The sequence below is a fragment of the Streptosporangium sp. NPDC000563 genome, assembly GCF_040299985.1.
Classification (GTDB): Bacteria; Actinomycetota; Actinomycetes; order Streptosporangiales; family Streptosporangiaceae; genus Streptosporangium.
Window position 1 is genome coordinate 345,722 of the sequence record NZ_JBEPDA010000002.1, and the last position, 14,724, is coordinate 360,445.

Here is a 14,724-nt window from a genome sequence, read left to right on the forward strand (position 1 = left end):
GGCCCCTCGTGTCGGCCCCCACGCTCACCGCGCCCTCTGGACTCTCGCTGAGCGGGTCCTTAACGCTTGATGAGAAGCCTCACGGCGCCGCGGGAATGTGGGCGCGGGCCGAGGAGCCCGGCAGGCGGACCCGCGCCAGGATGCCGCCGCCCTCGGCGTTCCTCAGCTCCACCTCTCCCCCGGCGTCACGCACCGCCTTGGCGACGATGGCCAGCCCGAGCCCCGAGCCGGGCATGCTGCGGGCCGAGGAGGACCGCCAGAACCGGTCGAACACGTACGGCAGCTCCTCCTCCGGGATGCCGGGGCCGTGATCCCGCACGGTCAGCTCGCCGTCGCCGAGCCGCACCTGCACGGGTTCGGCCCGGTCGGCGGAGAACTTCACCGCGTTGTCCAGCAGGTTCACCACGGCCCGCTCCAGGGCCGCCTGGTCGCCCAGCAGGTACCAGGGGCTCAGCTCCACCTCGATCGAGGTGTCGGGGGCGCGCAGCCGCGCCCTGCGTACGGCCGCCTCGACGGCGTCGTGGAAGGCGACCTCGACGTGCGGTTCGTGCTCGTCCTCCGACCGTGAGAGCTGCAGCAGGTCCCCGACGAGCGTGGACATCTCCTCGAACTGGGCCTTGAGGTTGGTCAGCAGCCTGCGTTTGGGAGCGGCGTCGAGAGGGCGGCCGGCGTTCTCGCTGCGCAGCAGCAGGTCGATGTTGGTGCGCAGGCTGGTGAGCGGGGTGCGCAGCTCGTGGCCCGCGTCGGCGATCAGCCGCCGCTGGCGCTCGCGGGACCCGGCCAGCGCGGTGGTCATCGCGTTGAAGGAGACCCCCAGTCTGGCGATCTCGTCGTTGCCCTCGACCGGGATCCTGGTGTCGAGGTCCTCGGTCCTGGCGACGTACTCGACGGCCTCGGTGAGGCGGCCGACGGGGCGCAGCGCCGTACGGGAGACGAGCAGCCCGGCGGAGGCGGCGCCGAGCACGCCGAGCGCGGTGACTCCCGCGAGGATCCCGGCGAGCGTGGCGAGGGTGGTGCGGACCTCCTCCAGGGATCGGGACTCCATGACCGCGACACCGGGCCGGACGTTCCTCGTCAGCACCCGGACCTCCTCGCCGTCGTCGGTGACGCCGTTCCTGAACACCTGCCGGCCCGGGGGGCCGTGGGTCAGGGCCAGGTCCGCCGGGGTGACCTTGACGGGGGTGGAACCGGCCACGCACCTCTCGCCGTCGGCGTAGAGGAGCTGGATGGGCGCGAGGCGGGGCAGCGGCCTGCGACCGGGGGCCCCTCCGGGGTGATCGGGGCCATCGGGGACCTTTCCGGGATGGTCGGGACCTCCCGGAACCCCCACCCCTCGCGGCCCTTCGTGGCAGTAGGGAGCGATCCACTCGATGCCCTGCGGCCGTCCCTCCAGCGAGCGCTCCACCTGCCGCAGCAGCTCGGCCTTCACCACGAACCAGCACAGCGCCGCGCACACCGCGATCGCGAGCGCCACGGCCGCCGCCACCAGCAGGGTAAGCCGGGAGCGCAGGGAGCGGCGCCCGTTCACGCGGAGGTCCGCAGCACGTATCCGACGCCCCGGACGGTGTGGATCAGCCGGGGGCGCCCGCCGATCTCGGTCTTGCGGCGCAGGTACATGACGTAGACGTCGAGGGAGTTGGAGGACGGTTCGAAGTCGAAGCCCCACACCTCGCCGAGGATCTGCTCGCGGGTGAGCACCTGGCGGGGGTGGATCATGAACAGTTCCAGCAGCAGGTACTCGGTGCGGGTCAGCTCCAGCGGCTCGCCCGCGCGGGTGACCTCGCGCCCCGCGGTGTCCATCCGCAGGTCGCCGAAGATGAGGACCCCGTCGTCCCGGGCCGTGGGGGCGCTCAGGGCGCCGCGCCGCAGCAGCGCCCGGACGCGGGCCAGCAGCTCGTCCAGCTCGAACGGCTTGACCAGGTAGTCGTCGGCCCCCGCGTCCAGGCCGGACACCCGGTCGCCCACGGCGTCGCGGGCGGTGAGCATGAGCACCGGCAGGTGGTTGCCCGCCGCCCTGAGCCTGCGGCAGGCGGTCAGCCCGTCCATCCTGGGCATCATGACGTCGAGCAGGACCAGCTCGTACGGCTCCCGGTCGATCGCCTCCAGCGCCGCCTGGCCGTCCGGGGCGACGCCGACCCGGTAGCCCTCGAACTCCAGGCTGCTCTGCAGCGCCTCCCTGAGCGCGGGCTCGTCGTCCACGACCAGCACCCGCGCCGCCTCACCCTCAGCCATGACCTCCACGGTAGACGCACACCATGAGAGCGGGATGAACGCCTCAGGTGAGCGGCGCCATCGCTGCCATCGCGGCGTTGTGGCCGGGGATGCCGCTGACGCCGCCGCCGCGCCTGGCGCCCGCGCCGCAGAGCAGGACGCGCTCGAAGGCGGTCTCCACGCCCCAGCCCCCCGGCTCCCCGTACGGCCAGGACAGGTCGCGGTGGAAGATGTGACCGCCGGGCAGGCCCGCCTCGTTCTCCAGGTCGACCGGGGTCTTGGCCTCCAGGCAGAAGCTGCCGTCGGGGGCGCGCAGCAGGCAGTCCTCGACGGGTTCGGCGAGCACCTCGTTCATCGAGGCGAGTGTGGCGCGCAGCGCCGCCTCGCGCGCCCCCGCCGGGTCCTCCCGGAACAGCCTGGCCGGCATGTGCAGGCCGAACAGCGTCATCGTGTGGGCTCCGCTCCGGCGCAGCTCCGGGCCGAGGATGGAGGGGTCGGTCAGCGAGTGGCAGTAGACCTCGGCCGGGGGCAGCGAGGGGATCCGTCCCGCCGACGCCTCCCGGTACGCGCGGGCGAGCCGGTCGCGACCCTCGTTGATGTGGAACGTGCCGCTGAACGCGGCCGCGGGGTCCACCCCGGTATCCCTCAGGCGCGGCAGCCGCGAGAGCACCATGTTGACCTTGAGCTGTGCCCCCTCGGGGGTGGCGGGCTCGGCGTCCCCGAGCAGCCGGGCGAGCACGGCGGGCGGCACGTTGGCCAGGATCCGCTCGCCCGTCACCGTGTGCTCCCCGAGGGCGTCGCGGAAGGAGACCTCACCGGAGGGATCGACCGCGAGGACCTCGGCGCCGGTCAGGATCTCCGCCCCCGCGGCGCGGGCGGCGTCGGCGAGCGCGCCGGAGACCGCGCCCATGCCGCCGACCGGGACGTTCCAGTCACCGGTACCGTCGCCGATCACGTGGTAGAGGAGGCAGCGGTTGGCGAGCAGGTCCGGGCCCGCGGGGTCGGCGAAGGTGCCGATGAGGGCGTCGGTGAGGACCACGCCGCGTACGGTGTCGTCGGCGAACCGCTCGTCCACCACCTCGCCGATCGGGCGTTCGAACAGGTCGCGCCAGGCCTCCTCACCGACGAGGTTCCGCGTCGCCGCGCGGTCGGCGAGGGGTTCCAGCAGCGTCGGCGCGATCCGCCGGGCCACCTCGGCGGTCATCCCGTAGAAGCGCCGCCACGCCTCCAGCTCACCGGTGCCTCCGGTGACCCGGGCGAAGGAGGCGGCCGTCCGCGCGGCGTCGCCGTTGTCGACGAGCAGCCCGGTGTCGCCCACCGGCGTGTACGAGGCGTACCTGCGCCGGCGCAACTCGATCTTGAGCCCCAGGTCGGCGACGATCTTCGAGGGCAGCAGGCTGACCAGGTAGGAGTAGCGCGAGAGCCTCGCGTCGACCCCGGGGAACGCCTGCGCCGAGACGGCGAGGCCGCCGACGTGACCGAGGCGTTCCAGGACGAGGACGCGTCGTCCGGCGCGGGCGAGGTAGGTGGCGGCGACCAGGCCGTTGTGGCCGCCTCCGACGATCACGGCTTCGTAGCGAGAGCGGAGCACGAGACCTTCCAATCGGTGATGGGTGAGGTGGATGGGATGAGGTGAGGGAGCCGGTCCGGGGTCATCGCCGCTCGCGGGCGGCGGAGAGGGTGATGTCGAGGAGGGTGGCGGCGGGGCCGGTGAGGACGCGGCCGTGGCGCCACACCGCCCGCAGGCGGCGCGTGAGGTCGATGTCCTTCGTGGGCACCTCGACCAGGCGGCCGGTGGCCAGTTCGGCCTCCACCGCGTAGCCGCTGAGCACGGCCGGGGCGGCGCCCTCACGGGCGGCGCCCTTGACCGCGGTGTTGGAGCCGAGTTCCAGCCTCGGGGGGGCGACCGTGTGGCCGGTGAGCGCGAGGTCCAGCGTCTCGCGGGTGCCCGACCCCCGCTCGCGAACGACGAGCGGGGTGGCGGCCAGCTCGGCGGCGAGCAGCGGGGTGCGACGACGCGCCCACGGATGCCCCGGCGCGACCACCACCACGAGCCTGTCGGTGGCCACCACCCGCGACACCAGCCCTGCCGGGACCGATGGCCCCTCCACGAACCCGAGCTCGATCTCCCCTCCGATCAGCTTCGCCACCTCGGCCGAGTTCTGCACGTCCAGGCCGACCTGGACCTGGGGCTCGCGATCCTGGAGTTCGCCCAGCCAGCGCGGCAGCAGGTATTCGGCCACCGTCATGCTGGCGGCGATGTGCAGGTGCGCGGCCCGGCCGTGCCGTACCGCCTCCGCCCCCCGCATGAGCTCCTCCGCCGCGGCCAGCACCTGCGCGGCCCAGGCCGAGACCATCACGCCCTGCGGGGTGAGGGTGGATCCGCGCGGGGTGCGTTCCAGCAGGGGCAGCCCGAGACGGCGTTCCAGCAGGGAGATGCGCTTGCTCACCGACGGCTGCGCGATGCCCGCGGCCCGGGCGGCCTGGCCGAGACTGCCCAGGCGTTCCACGTCGACGAGCAGGCGCAGGGATTCGAGGTCGGGCAGCTCACTCATAGCGCCAGGCTATGACCTGCCACAGAGGTGACGGCTACCGGCCTCCCGGCGTCACACCGACACTCGGGGCATGCCCGTCTCGCACTCCCCCCGTCCTGTCGGCTCCGCCACGCAGTCCCCGACGACGCCCGTACGCCCTGCACCGGGCTCGGCCGCGGCACCGACATCGGCACCGGGCGCGCGGCCCGGAACCCTCGGGGCGTTCGGGAGGCTCGCGCCGGGGCTCGGGGCCGCGATCGTCGCGGTGGTCCTGGCGACGGCCGCGACCGGGGTCGTTCCGGGGGTGAGCGCCGGCGTGATCGCGGTGTTCCTCGGGGTCGCGCTCACCAACCTCGGCGGCCTGCGCCGGTCGCTCGTCCCCGGGCTCGGGTTCGTCTCCCGCCGGGTGCTCCGCCTGGCGATCGTGCTGCTCGGCCTGCAGATCGCGTTGCCGGAGCTGCTGGCGCTCGGCTGGCGGGCGCTCGCGGTGGTCGCCGCGGCGACGGGCGTCACGTTCGCCGCGACGCGGTGGATCGGCGGCCGCCTCGGGGTGGGGCCGCGCAGGTCCCTGCTGATCGCGACCGGCGTGTCCGTCTGCGGGGCGGCGGCGGTGGCCGCGATGCACGAGGTCGCCGACAGTGACGACGACGACGTGGCGGCCGCGGTCGGCGTGGTCGTCCTGTACGGCAGCGCCTCGATCGTCACGCTGCCCCTGCTCGCGGGGGCGCTGGGACTGACGTCGCGGCAGCTGGGCCTGTGGGCGGGGGCCTCGGTGCACGAGGTCGCGCAGGTGGCGGCCATCGGCGCGGCGGCCGGAGCGGGTGTCCTGGTGAGCGCGGTCGCCGTCAAGCTGGCCCGGGTCGTCCTGCTCGCCCCGATCGTCGGGCTGACCTCCGTCTCCCTGCGCCGTGCCGCGACGGACCGCTCCAAGACCGGGGGCCCTCGGAACGCGGAGAGCGCCGCAGACGACGGGAACTCCAGGAGCACCGGGAGTGCCGGGAGTGCCGGGAGCACCGACGGCACGCTGCGGCGCCCGCCGGTGGTGCCACTGTTCGTCGCCGGGTTCGTCGCGGCCGTGGCGGCGCGGAGCCTGGGCGCGGTGCCGCCCGAGATCATCGAGGTGGTTCCCGGTCTCACGGCGGTGCTGCTCGCCGCCGCGCTCTTCGCCCTGGGTACCGGTGTGGATCTGAGAAAGCTCGCGCGGGGCGGGCGATCGCTGCTCCTGGGCGGGATCGCCACGGCCATCATCGGCGGGATCTCACTGTTCGGGGTGCTGGTCATTGGCTGATCTTTAAGTGGACGTCTCCCCGCAACCGCCGTAACGTGCTCTTTTTGGGGAAGACGGTGTCGTTTACACCGTTCCAAAAGCAAGCAATGATTACGACCTCGGACAAGGAGACAGAACCAGCTCATGCGTACCACCCGACAGTCCCTCTCCGGTGTGCTCCGCCCCTCGGACGAGGTGGCCGAAGCGCTGGAGCGGGGTGCCCCGATCGTGGCACTGGAGTCCACGATCATCTCTCACGGCCTGCCACAGCCCCGCAACCTCGAGGTCGCGGTGGAGCTGGAGCGGATCGTCCGGGAGACCGGGGCGGTGCCCGCGACGATCGCGGTGCTGGACGGCGTGGCGCGCATCGGCCTCGACAAGAGCGAGCTGGAGCGCGTCGCCGGCGAGCCGGGGCTTCGCAAGCTGGGCTTTCGCGACCTGCCCACCGCCGCCGCGCTCGGGGCGAGCGGGGCGACGACGGTCTCCGCCACCTCGTTCCTCGCCGCCAGGGCGGGCATCCGGGTCTTCGCCACCGGCGGCCTCGGCGGCGTGCATCGCGGCTGGACCGAGAGCCAGGACGAGTCGGCCGACCTCGACATGCTGAGCCGGACCCGCATCACCGTGGTCTGCGCGGGGGTGAAGTCGATCCTGGATGTTCCGGCGACCCTGCAGCGGCTGGAGACGCGCGGCGTCACGATCGCGGGGTTCCGCACCGACGAGTTCCCCGGCTTCTACCTGCACTCCTCCGGCGAGCCGATCGACTGGCGCATCGAGACCCCCGACGAGGCGGCGGGCATCATGCGGGCCCAGGACGCGCTCGGCGGCCCGGAGACCGCGCTCATCGTCGCCAACCCGGTGCCGCTGACCGAGCAGCTCGACCCCGAACTGCACGACCGCGTCCTCGCCGGTGCCCTCGCCGAGGCGGAGGAGCGGCGGATCACCGGTCAGGCCATCACCCCGTTCCTCCTGGGCTACCTGGTGCGCGGCACCGACGGCGCCTCGCTGGAGGCGAACCTGGCCGCGGTACGGGGCAACGCGCGTGTCGCCGGGCAGATCGCGGCCTCCTGGAGCCGGGGAGACTGAGGGCACCGTGGCCGGAACGGGTCTGCTGATCATCGGCGACGTGGTGACCGACGTCGTCGCGCTTCACGGCGGGTCCGCCAGGAGCGGTCTGGCCGTCGGGACGGACACCGCCGCCGACATCGTGCTGCGTCCCGGCGGCTCCGGCGCCAACACGGCCTCCTGGGCCGCCTGGCTGGGCGCCGACGCGCGGATCCTGACCCGGGCCGGCTTCGACACCGCCGACTGGCACGCCGCCGAACTGCGGCGGTTCGGGGTGCGGCCGCATCTCCGGGTCGATCCCGACCGGCCCACCGCGGTGGTGATCGCCATGGTGGACGTGACCGGGGAGCGTTCCATGCTCACCAACCGGGGCGCGGGCGGGCACATCGGCACGGGCGACTGGGACGAGACCCTGCTCGACGGTGTGGGTCATCTCCATCTGTCCGGATACACACTGTTCGCCGAGCCTGGGCTCCAACTTTCCCGGCTGGCGATGGCCGAGGCGTCCCTGCGCGGGGTCTCGATCAGCGTGGACCCGGCCTCGACCGGTTTCCTGCGCTCGTTCGGCGTCGAGCGGTTCGTCCGGGAGACCCTCCCCGCCCAGCTGGTCATTCCCAACCTGGACGAGGCGCTGCTGCTCACCGGCGAGACGACCCCCGAGGGGGCGGCCGAGAGTCTGAGCCTGCGCTACGGGGCCGCGGCGGTGAAGCTGGGATCCCGCGGCGCGCTGATGGCCAGGGAAGGAAAGTTGGCCGCCCGGGTTCCCGCGCTCACCACCGAGGTGGTTGACTCCATTGGAGCGGGGGACGCGTTCGCCGCCGGGCTGCTGACGGCCCTGCTGAGCGGGGCCGCCGACGAGGTCGCGCTGGACGCGGGACGCCGTGCCGGGGCGGAGGCCGTGACGGTTCTGGGTGGCCGTCCACGTGTCCTACCGTCTGATTTGGGTACCAGGGAGCTTTACCCTCTTAATGCCAATTGATAGCTTGCGGCGTAAGCTGCACCATTAGCCACACGCGTCACTTTGGGGAGGTTACGGTCCGCCGATGGATGCCGAGTCATCGATCTGCCTGAGTGATCTGGTCCCGGCCCTGCGCTGGAGCCGTCCCCAGCAGGTCGCCGAAGCCCTCGCCGACCCCCGGCTGCCCGCCGGCTGGTGGTCGTCGGTCACCCTGCCAAAGGCCCTCGGCGCCGCGGGGCTCGACTGGGTTTGCGACAGGCTGGCCCGGCTCTCGCTGTCACGCTGGGATCATCTGCCGTTGAGCGACGTGCTGCCCGCGCTGCACGTGCACACGGTCGATCCCACCCTGCCCGACTGGCCGGAGCCCGCGCGCTCGGCCATCGCCGGCCTGGGCGGCTGGAGCCGCCTGCGCCGCCTGACCGCGGGAGACCTGAGCGCGCCCGCGATGCCCTCCCCGGAGATCGTGGTCACCGCCGTCTTCCGCGAGGTGCTCAGCCACGTCCCCGGGCTCGCCGAGCAGACCGCGCCGTCCGCGCCGGCCGCCGTCCACGCCCAGGTCCCGCTCCAGGAGCACGACCAGGACCCGGCGCAGACGCCCGTGCCGCGGATCCCGGCTCAGCCGTCGGCGCCGCCGGCACCCCAGGTGCCGGTCCCCGAGCCCGCGGCCACAGAACCGGCGGTCCCCGAACCGGCCGCCCCCGCGCCCCCGGTCAACCTCAACGACTATCCGCTGGTGCGCCTGGTCGACAACATGTTCCGCGACTGGAGCCCGCTGGAGCGCGCGGTCGCCGTGGAGCGGCTCTTCGCGGTCGAGCCGATCAGCCTGCGCGCGCTCGCGCACAAGCTGAACGCCGACCGTGACGCGCTCTCGGCGGCCCAGCGCGCCGCCGAGGAACGCATCCTGCTCTGGCTGCGCTCCCCGGAGTCCGCCCCGCTCACCGGGCACATGTTCGGGCTGACCGAGTGGCTCGGCGCCGCCGCCACCAAGGACCAGCTCATCGGCGCCGACCCCGCGCACCCGATCGAGGTTCCGACCCTGCGGACCCCGCTGTGGAGGGTGCTCGTCACGCTCATGCCGGACCGGCGGCTCCAGGACGACTGGCTCGTCGTGGGCGATCTGGGCGGCCTGCGCGAGCGGACCCGCCAGCTCCTGTCGAACAAGCCGATCGACAGCGACTCGCTCAGGCTCATGGAGCACCAGCTCGGCATCCGCGCCCACTCGGCCCAGCCCTGGCTGGACGCCCTCGCCGCCGCGAGCACCGCGCAGGAGGCGGCCCTTCAGGAGGGTCCCTCCGAGGAGGTCAGGCAGCTGCCACGCCGCACCCCGGGGGCCAACGGCCACCACCACCGCGGCGGGCAGCCGATCCCGCAGGTGAACGCCGGCGCCATCGACCCCCGCGCGGCCCTGGCCACCCTGTCGGCCCTGGCGAGCGGAAACTCCAGACCGCACCTGATCACCAGCCAGCGGGCCCCGCTGCACTCGCCCGCGAGCCCGTCGTCCGACCCGGGCCGCTGGCAGCGCATCGAGGTGACCAGCGACCACCTGCGGGGCGGCCCGGTGGCCGTGCCCGAGGGGTACGCCACCCGGCTGGGCATGCGTCCCGGCACGCTGCTGTCGGTCACCGGCCCCGGCGACAACGCGGTGGTCCTGGTCTGGCGGGACCACCCCGTCTTCGACTCGCTGCAGCCCGTCCTGATGCGTCTGAACGCCCGTCCCGGCGACCAGGTCTACGTCACCGTCGACGGCTACCGCCTGGACGCCCAGCTGCCCGCCTGATCCCTTCCCTGTGGGGAGACCCACGGGAAAGGACGGCGTGAGGCACGAGAATCCAGCGGGAAGAGCGGGCTTGATTTCGCTTATGTGAATCGGCGCTATGCTTGGGCCTCCCGAGGCTGGAATCAACAATGGGACCCGCATTCCAGGGGTCCCATTGGTCGTTTTCATGTCAACAAAGTCCCATTTCTCCGCTTCTGCTGGCGATTTTGACGGCCCACCTCACAAATCAGTTGTCAGCTGTTGTCCAACGGCTGACAACGAGAACAGGAATACGCAAGCTGTGGGGGACGGACCGGCGAAGGCGCCTCGGATACGCAACGCCAGGAACCTCAGGTTGGCGTGGGCCGGCTCGGCGCTTTCCATGACCGCGTTCCGGACCCTCGGCGTTTCCTATCCGCTCATCGCCCTGGCGCTCACCGGTTCTCCCATGGCCGCCGGATGGGTGGGATTCGCCTCGACCGTTCCCGGCCTGCTGCTGTACATTCCGGCCGGTGCTCTGATCGACCATTTCGACCCGCGCCGGGTCATGCTGTGGACGGAGGCGATCCGAGGGATCGCCGCGGCCAGCGTCTTCCTCGCCCTGCTCTGCGGCTCGGCCTCACTGCCACAGCTGCTGGTGGCCGCCCTCGTCGAGGGAGCCCTGTGGGTCCTGCACTCGCTGGCGGAGAACGCGCTGATCCCGATGCTGGCCGGCCGTGACGGACTTCGCCGCGCGCTCGCGCGAAGCGAGATGAGCTTCCACACCGCCGTCCTGACGGGAAGGCCTCTCGGCGGCTTCCTGCTGGGAGTCGGGCAGGCGATACCGTCCGCCGTCAACACCGTGCTCTTCTTTCTCTCGTTCGGCCTTCTGATGCGAATGGACGCGAAGGGCGTTCGGCGAGACGCGCGTCCGCTGGTCAAAGTCGGCGACGGGCTGCGCGAGGTCGCCCAGCAACCCTTTCTTCGCACCGCGATGGCGCTGACCGCCTTCACGAATCTGATGGTCAACGCGCTCACCATGGTCTTTCTCGCGAGCTCGGCGGAGCTGTCGCCACTGATCGTCGGGGTGGTGCTCGCGGGGGGCGGGCTGGGGGGAGTCCTGGGGTCCCTCGTCGTCCTGCGAGTGACACCGCCGTCCTACATGCTGTTCGCGCAGGTGTGGGTGTGGGCATTGGCGCTGTTCATCGCCGCCTTCGGCGGACACCCCGCCTTCTTCGCCGTGGCGACGCTGGTGACCGGGTGCAGCGGGGCCCTCAGCAACATCAGCATCAGGACCTTCGAGGCTCACGCGTTCGACTCGGACAAGATCGCGAGGGTGGCGAGCGTGTCCCGGCTCACCAGCCGTGTGGCGATCTCGGTGGCGGCGCCGCTCGGCGCCCTTCTCGTCACCTGCTTCGGCGGCGACGGGGCGACCGTGATCCTTTTCGTCACCATGGTCGTGGTCGCGATAATCGTGACGGCCGTTCCCGCTCTACGCGGCAGCCTGATGCCCGGAGGAGAAAGGCTGATGCCCGGAGAGGAAAGCCCCGCCCACTCCTGAATCGCCCGCTCAGGTGAGCCGGACCAGGCGCTCCGCCTCCGCCACCAGGTGGGCCGGGAGCCCGGGCGACCTGGCCGCGCCGGCCCGCCGGGCCAGCGCGGCCGCCTCCGCCGTCTCACCGGCCAGTGCCTTGATGCGGGCGGCGTACAACAGCACCGGGCCGTGATCTCCCGCCTCGGCCCGCACAGCCCCGATCTCCCGTTCCGCCTCGGGAAAACGGCCCAGCGTGGCCAGCGCGAGAGCGTGGGCGGCCCTGGTGGAGGGCCACTGCAGCGGCCGGACCCTGTCGAGGTCGCGTAGCGCGGCCTCGGCCTGGCCGAGGTCGGCGAGGATCTCACCGCGGGCGCGCAACGCCTCGGCGAGGTTCCCCTCCCTGCCCAGCACGTCGTTGAGGACGTCGCGCGCCGCGTCGGGATGGCCGTCGTACCAGAGCGCCCAGGCGAGCTCGGTCTGGATGTTCATGTCATCGGGCAGGCGGCGTATCGCCGAGTACAGCTCCCGCACCGCGGCCGAAGGGCGTCCCTGGGCCAGTCGCAGCCTGCCGATCCCGGCGAGAAGGCCGCCGACCGCCGAGGTCGCCCCCAGCGACTCGAAGAGGACCGCGGCGGTGCGGTAGTGGGAGACGGCCTTCTCGAAGTCCTCGCGCCGGTGCGCGACGTTACCGAGGAAGGACTCGATCTCCGCCCGCGACCTGGTGTTGTCACCGCAGCGCTCCAGGGCCTCCTCCGCCTGCTTCGCGGCCAGCGCGAACTCCCCGTCGCGGAACGAGAGTTCGGCGGCGCGCAGGTAGTCGTCGGGGAACGACCCGCTCTCGGCCCGCACGACGAGATGGTCGTTCTGGAGGATGGGCTGGATGAGACGCTCGTGCGAGAGCTCACACCACCGAGTTCCGGCCTTGATGTCCTCACGCAGGATGTGGCGGTCGACCAGCGCCCTGACCAGCGCGTTCGGCATGCCGGCGGTGACGGTCTCCCCCTGGTAGACGACCTCGCGGGTGCCGAGCTCGGTGATGAAACAGCGGCGCAGCCAGCTCCTGAGTTCGGCGACGTCGCCCCCGAAGTGGTCACGGGCCACCTCGGAGATCATCCGCTCGGAGAAGTCGGTGAGCGAGCGGTCGGCGTTGGCGAACCTGCGGACGTGGTCGGAGGAGATGACCCGCACCTCCTCGGGCAGGGAGCGCCACATGGCCGAGCACACGACCTGCAGCTGGACGGGCTCGACCACCTTGGCGTCGGCGACGACCTCCTCGCCGAGCGCCCTGCCGACCCTGATCATGCGCAGGTCGTCCACCAGCCCCCGCGCCGCGCCGGGGGCGAACGAGCGGCCCGTCCCCTCGAGCGGCCCCTCGGTCGCCCGGACCGCGGCGGCCGTGTCGAGGGCGGTCAGCGAGAAGCGGCTTCTGGCCATGCCCGCCAGTTTCGGCTCGTGGGGCAGGATCGCGGCGAGGTGGTCCTCCCGGATCGAGACGAGCAGGCGCAGGTTCGGGTCGTCGTCCAGCGCCTCGACGAGCTGGCCGATGAACCACTCCCGGTACGGCTGGCGGTGGGCGAAGCCGCCGAAGAGCTCCTCTGCCTGGTCGATCGCGGCCAGGGTGAGCACCGGATCGCCGTACGGATCCTGGCGGGGCGGGCGCCGGCCCAGGAACTCGCGGATCGTCAGCCCCGCCAGCCGGGTGGGCGTCTCCAACGGGGACCACGACGACAGCAGCGCGAACACGTGCGGGTTGTGCCGTGAGAGCGCGGCGGAGGGGAAGGGCGAGCCGTGCGAGACCCGTCCTATCGGCAGGACGTCGGTCCTGCCCGCGTCCAGCAGCGGGAGCACCCCGGCCTGGATCAGCGAGGTCTTGCCCACGCCGGACGGTCCGTACAGCACGGTCAGGCGCCCGGCCTGCCACAGGTCGGAGACCTCGCGAGCCTCCCTGTCGCGGCCGAAGAACTTGGCGCGGTCCTCGCGGCGGAAGGCCCGCAGGCCGACGTACGGCTGGCCGGTCGCGTCGGGCCGGTCGCGATCGGGGGTCACCTCGGAGGTCACGGCACCGGTCCCATCCGCCGGCGCAGCTCACGGCAGAACTCCTCCGCCGTCCCCCAGAAGATGGAGATCCGCCAGTCTTCGTAGTATCTGGCCAGCTGGCGCTGGACCTCCAGCACGTCCGCCTTCGTGCTGGCGAGCGAGGGGGCGAGCTGGACGCTCACGTGCCTGCGGCGGTTGATGCCGGGAACGGCTTTCAACAGCCCGTGGAAAAGCACGCGAAACGTCCAGTCCTGCAGGCTGTAGCCGATGAACAGCAGAGGTCTCCTGGTCAGCGCCGCGAGAATGGAGGTGGGCAGCATGCGCTGCCCACCCGCGACGCCGTCCACCGCGAGGTTGGTGAGAAACTCCAGATAGTCGTCCTCGGCCAGCACGATCGACGCCGGATCCTGCAGGTTGCCGTGCAGATGATAGATGAGCGGAGCCTCAGGCCTGGGGTTCCAGCCTGCCTCGCTGCTGAACAGATCTTCCGCGTAGGCAAGCCCTTTGTTCCATGGGCAAATTGCCACATTCGGCCTTTTTCCCACTGCTTCGAGCGAGCGCAGGATGAAGTCGTCGTAGTTCGTCGTCAGGTATACCGGAAGAGGGAAACTCGCCAGCAGGGCGTGCGGCTCAAGCGGGTCGAGGAAGTCGGGAGCTCCCCCGGCATCGAGTTCGTCGCAGATCCGCCTCTTCACATATACCGAATCCCCATATCTCATCACCGCGAACTGCGTCACCCTGGGGAGATCGTGGTCGTCGGCGAAGGGATAGTCCCATCGGCGCGCCATGTCGCGGCTCAGCGCCGTCCCCGTCGGCAGGGTGCCCACGCACGCCCCCGACCCCAGGAAGGGCGTGCAGTCTCCGCTGTTCAGCTGGTCGAGCAGGCGCTCCCACTCGGCCTCCCCCATGTCGTGCACGCAGGGCACCACCTCACGGACGGCAGGTCCAATCAGGTCATGGACTCGATGCCGTACGACTCTATTGTCGCGGTCAACCCCCAGCGAGCACGACCTTGACGCCCGGCTCACCGACCGGCAGGAAACGGGCGGATGCTTCACGCTTATCTTTCTGTCGCACTCTGCCCGGAATCGCAAGGCGATCGCTCATATCGAGCTGTCGAAACCCGCGCTCGGCTCCAGATCCGCACCGTGCTCGAAAAACTCCTCCAGCACTCTCCTGAGGGAGGCGCTCCCGACCTTCTCAAGATCCCTGAACGACAGATCGGTGATGTCGATGGAGACCGTCGACGCCGCACCGTCATAATGCATTTGCGCTCCCTACTAAACGACCTTGCCGACGACCTGTTTTCGGCCACCCCAAACAGGCGTGGCACCCCTCCGCCGTGCCCGCGAAATTCAAGATGCGCCGTTCATTTATTTGATTCTG

The 14,724-nt window shown here is 71.7% G+C and carries 12 protein-coding genes; 5 read left to right on the forward strand and 7 right to left on the reverse strand.

Going from position 1 to position 14,724, the window contains the following annotated elements; all coding sequences use genetic code 11:
• Window positions 1-79: 79 nt before the first annotated feature.
• The 4 genes from ABT352_RS09970 to ABT352_RS09985 form a co-directional block, all read right to left on the reverse strand.
• Complete coding sequence (locus ABT352_RS09970; protein WP_350944010.1) at window positions 80-1,528, reverse strand: sensor histidine kinase; 1,449 nt, start codon at window positions 1,526-1,528, stop codon at window positions 80-82.
• Window positions 1,525-2,232, reverse strand: coding sequence for a response regulator transcription factor (locus ABT352_RS09975; protein WP_350944012.1), 708 nt, complete (start codon window positions 2,230-2,232; stop codon window positions 1,525-1,527). The genes ABT352_RS09970 and ABT352_RS09975 overlap by 4 nt, the downstream gene beginning before the upstream one ends.
• Window positions 2,233-2,275: 43 nt before the next feature.
• Entirely contained in the window at window positions 2,276-3,802 is a 1,527-nt protein-coding gene (locus tag ABT352_RS09980) for a phytoene desaturase family protein (RefSeq protein ID WP_350944014.1), read from the reverse strand.
• Between the two features lie 61 nt (window positions 3,803-3,863).
• Window positions 3,864-4,766: a LysR family transcriptional regulator gene (locus tag ABT352_RS09985; RefSeq protein WP_350944016.1), complete on the reverse strand. Its 903-nt coding sequence runs from the start codon at window positions 4,764-4,766 to the stop codon at window positions 3,864-3,866.
• 70 nt (window positions 4,767-4,836) lie between these two features.
• On the opposite strand from ABT352_RS09985, the gene ABT352_RS09990 reads away from it, so the two are divergent.
• The 5 genes from ABT352_RS09990 (at window position 4,837) to ABT352_RS10010 (ending at window position 11,328) form a co-directional block, all read left to right on the forward strand.
• Complete coding sequence (locus ABT352_RS09990) at window positions 4,837-6,033, forward strand: YeiH family protein (protein WP_350944017.1); 1,197 nt, start codon at window positions 4,837-4,839, stop codon at window positions 6,031-6,033.
• A 123-nt stretch (window positions 6,034-6,156) separates the two neighbouring features.
• A complete protein-coding gene (locus tag ABT352_RS09995; RefSeq protein ID WP_350944019.1) occupies window positions 6,157-7,095 on the forward strand; it encodes a pseudouridine-5'-phosphate glycosidase in 939 nt (312 codons plus the stop codon).
• 7 nt (window positions 7,096-7,102) lie between these two features.
• Window positions 7,103-8,053: a carbohydrate kinase family protein gene (locus tag ABT352_RS10000; protein ID WP_350944021.1), complete on the forward strand. Its 951-nt coding sequence runs from the start codon at window positions 7,103-7,105 to the stop codon at window positions 8,051-8,053.
• A gap of 64 nt (window positions 8,054-8,117) precedes the next feature.
• On the forward strand, window positions 8,118-9,809 hold the full coding sequence (locus ABT352_RS10005; RefSeq protein ID WP_350944023.1) for a hypothetical protein: 1,692 nt from the start codon (window positions 8,118-8,120) through the stop codon (window positions 9,807-9,809).
• Window positions 9,810-9,975: 166 nt separating this feature from the next.
• On the forward strand, window positions 9,976-11,328 hold the full coding sequence (locus ABT352_RS10010; protein WP_350944025.1) for an MFS transporter: 1,353 nt from the start codon (window positions 9,976-9,978) through the stop codon (window positions 11,326-11,328).
• A 9-nt stretch (window positions 11,329-11,337) separates the two neighbouring features.
• On the opposite strand, the gene ABT352_RS10015 is transcribed toward ABT352_RS10010, so the two are convergent.
• The 3 genes from ABT352_RS10015 to ABT352_RS10025 all read right to left on the reverse strand — a co-directional run bounded on the left by ABT352_RS10015 (window position 11,338) and on the right by ABT352_RS10025 (window position 14,606).
• Window positions 11,338-13,359, reverse strand: a complete 2,022-nt coding sequence (locus ABT352_RS10015) for a tetratricopeptide repeat protein (protein ID WP_350944027.1) — start codon at window positions 13,357-13,359, stop codon at window positions 11,338-11,340.
• On the reverse strand, window positions 13,356-14,246 hold the full coding sequence (locus ABT352_RS10020; RefSeq protein WP_350944250.1) for an SIR2 family NAD-dependent protein deacylase: 891 nt from the start codon (window positions 14,244-14,246) through the stop codon (window positions 13,356-13,358). The genes ABT352_RS10015 and ABT352_RS10020 overlap by 4 nt, the downstream gene beginning before the upstream one ends.
• Window positions 14,247-14,441: 195 nt before the next feature.
• The gene (locus ABT352_RS10025) at window positions 14,442-14,606 is read right to left on the reverse strand and encodes an FxSxx-COOH-like cyclophane-containing RiPP peptide (protein ID WP_350944028.1); all 165 of its coding nucleotides are present in this window, start codon (window positions 14,604-14,606) and stop codon (window positions 14,442-14,444) included.
• Window positions 14,607-14,724: the final 118 nt, after the last annotated feature.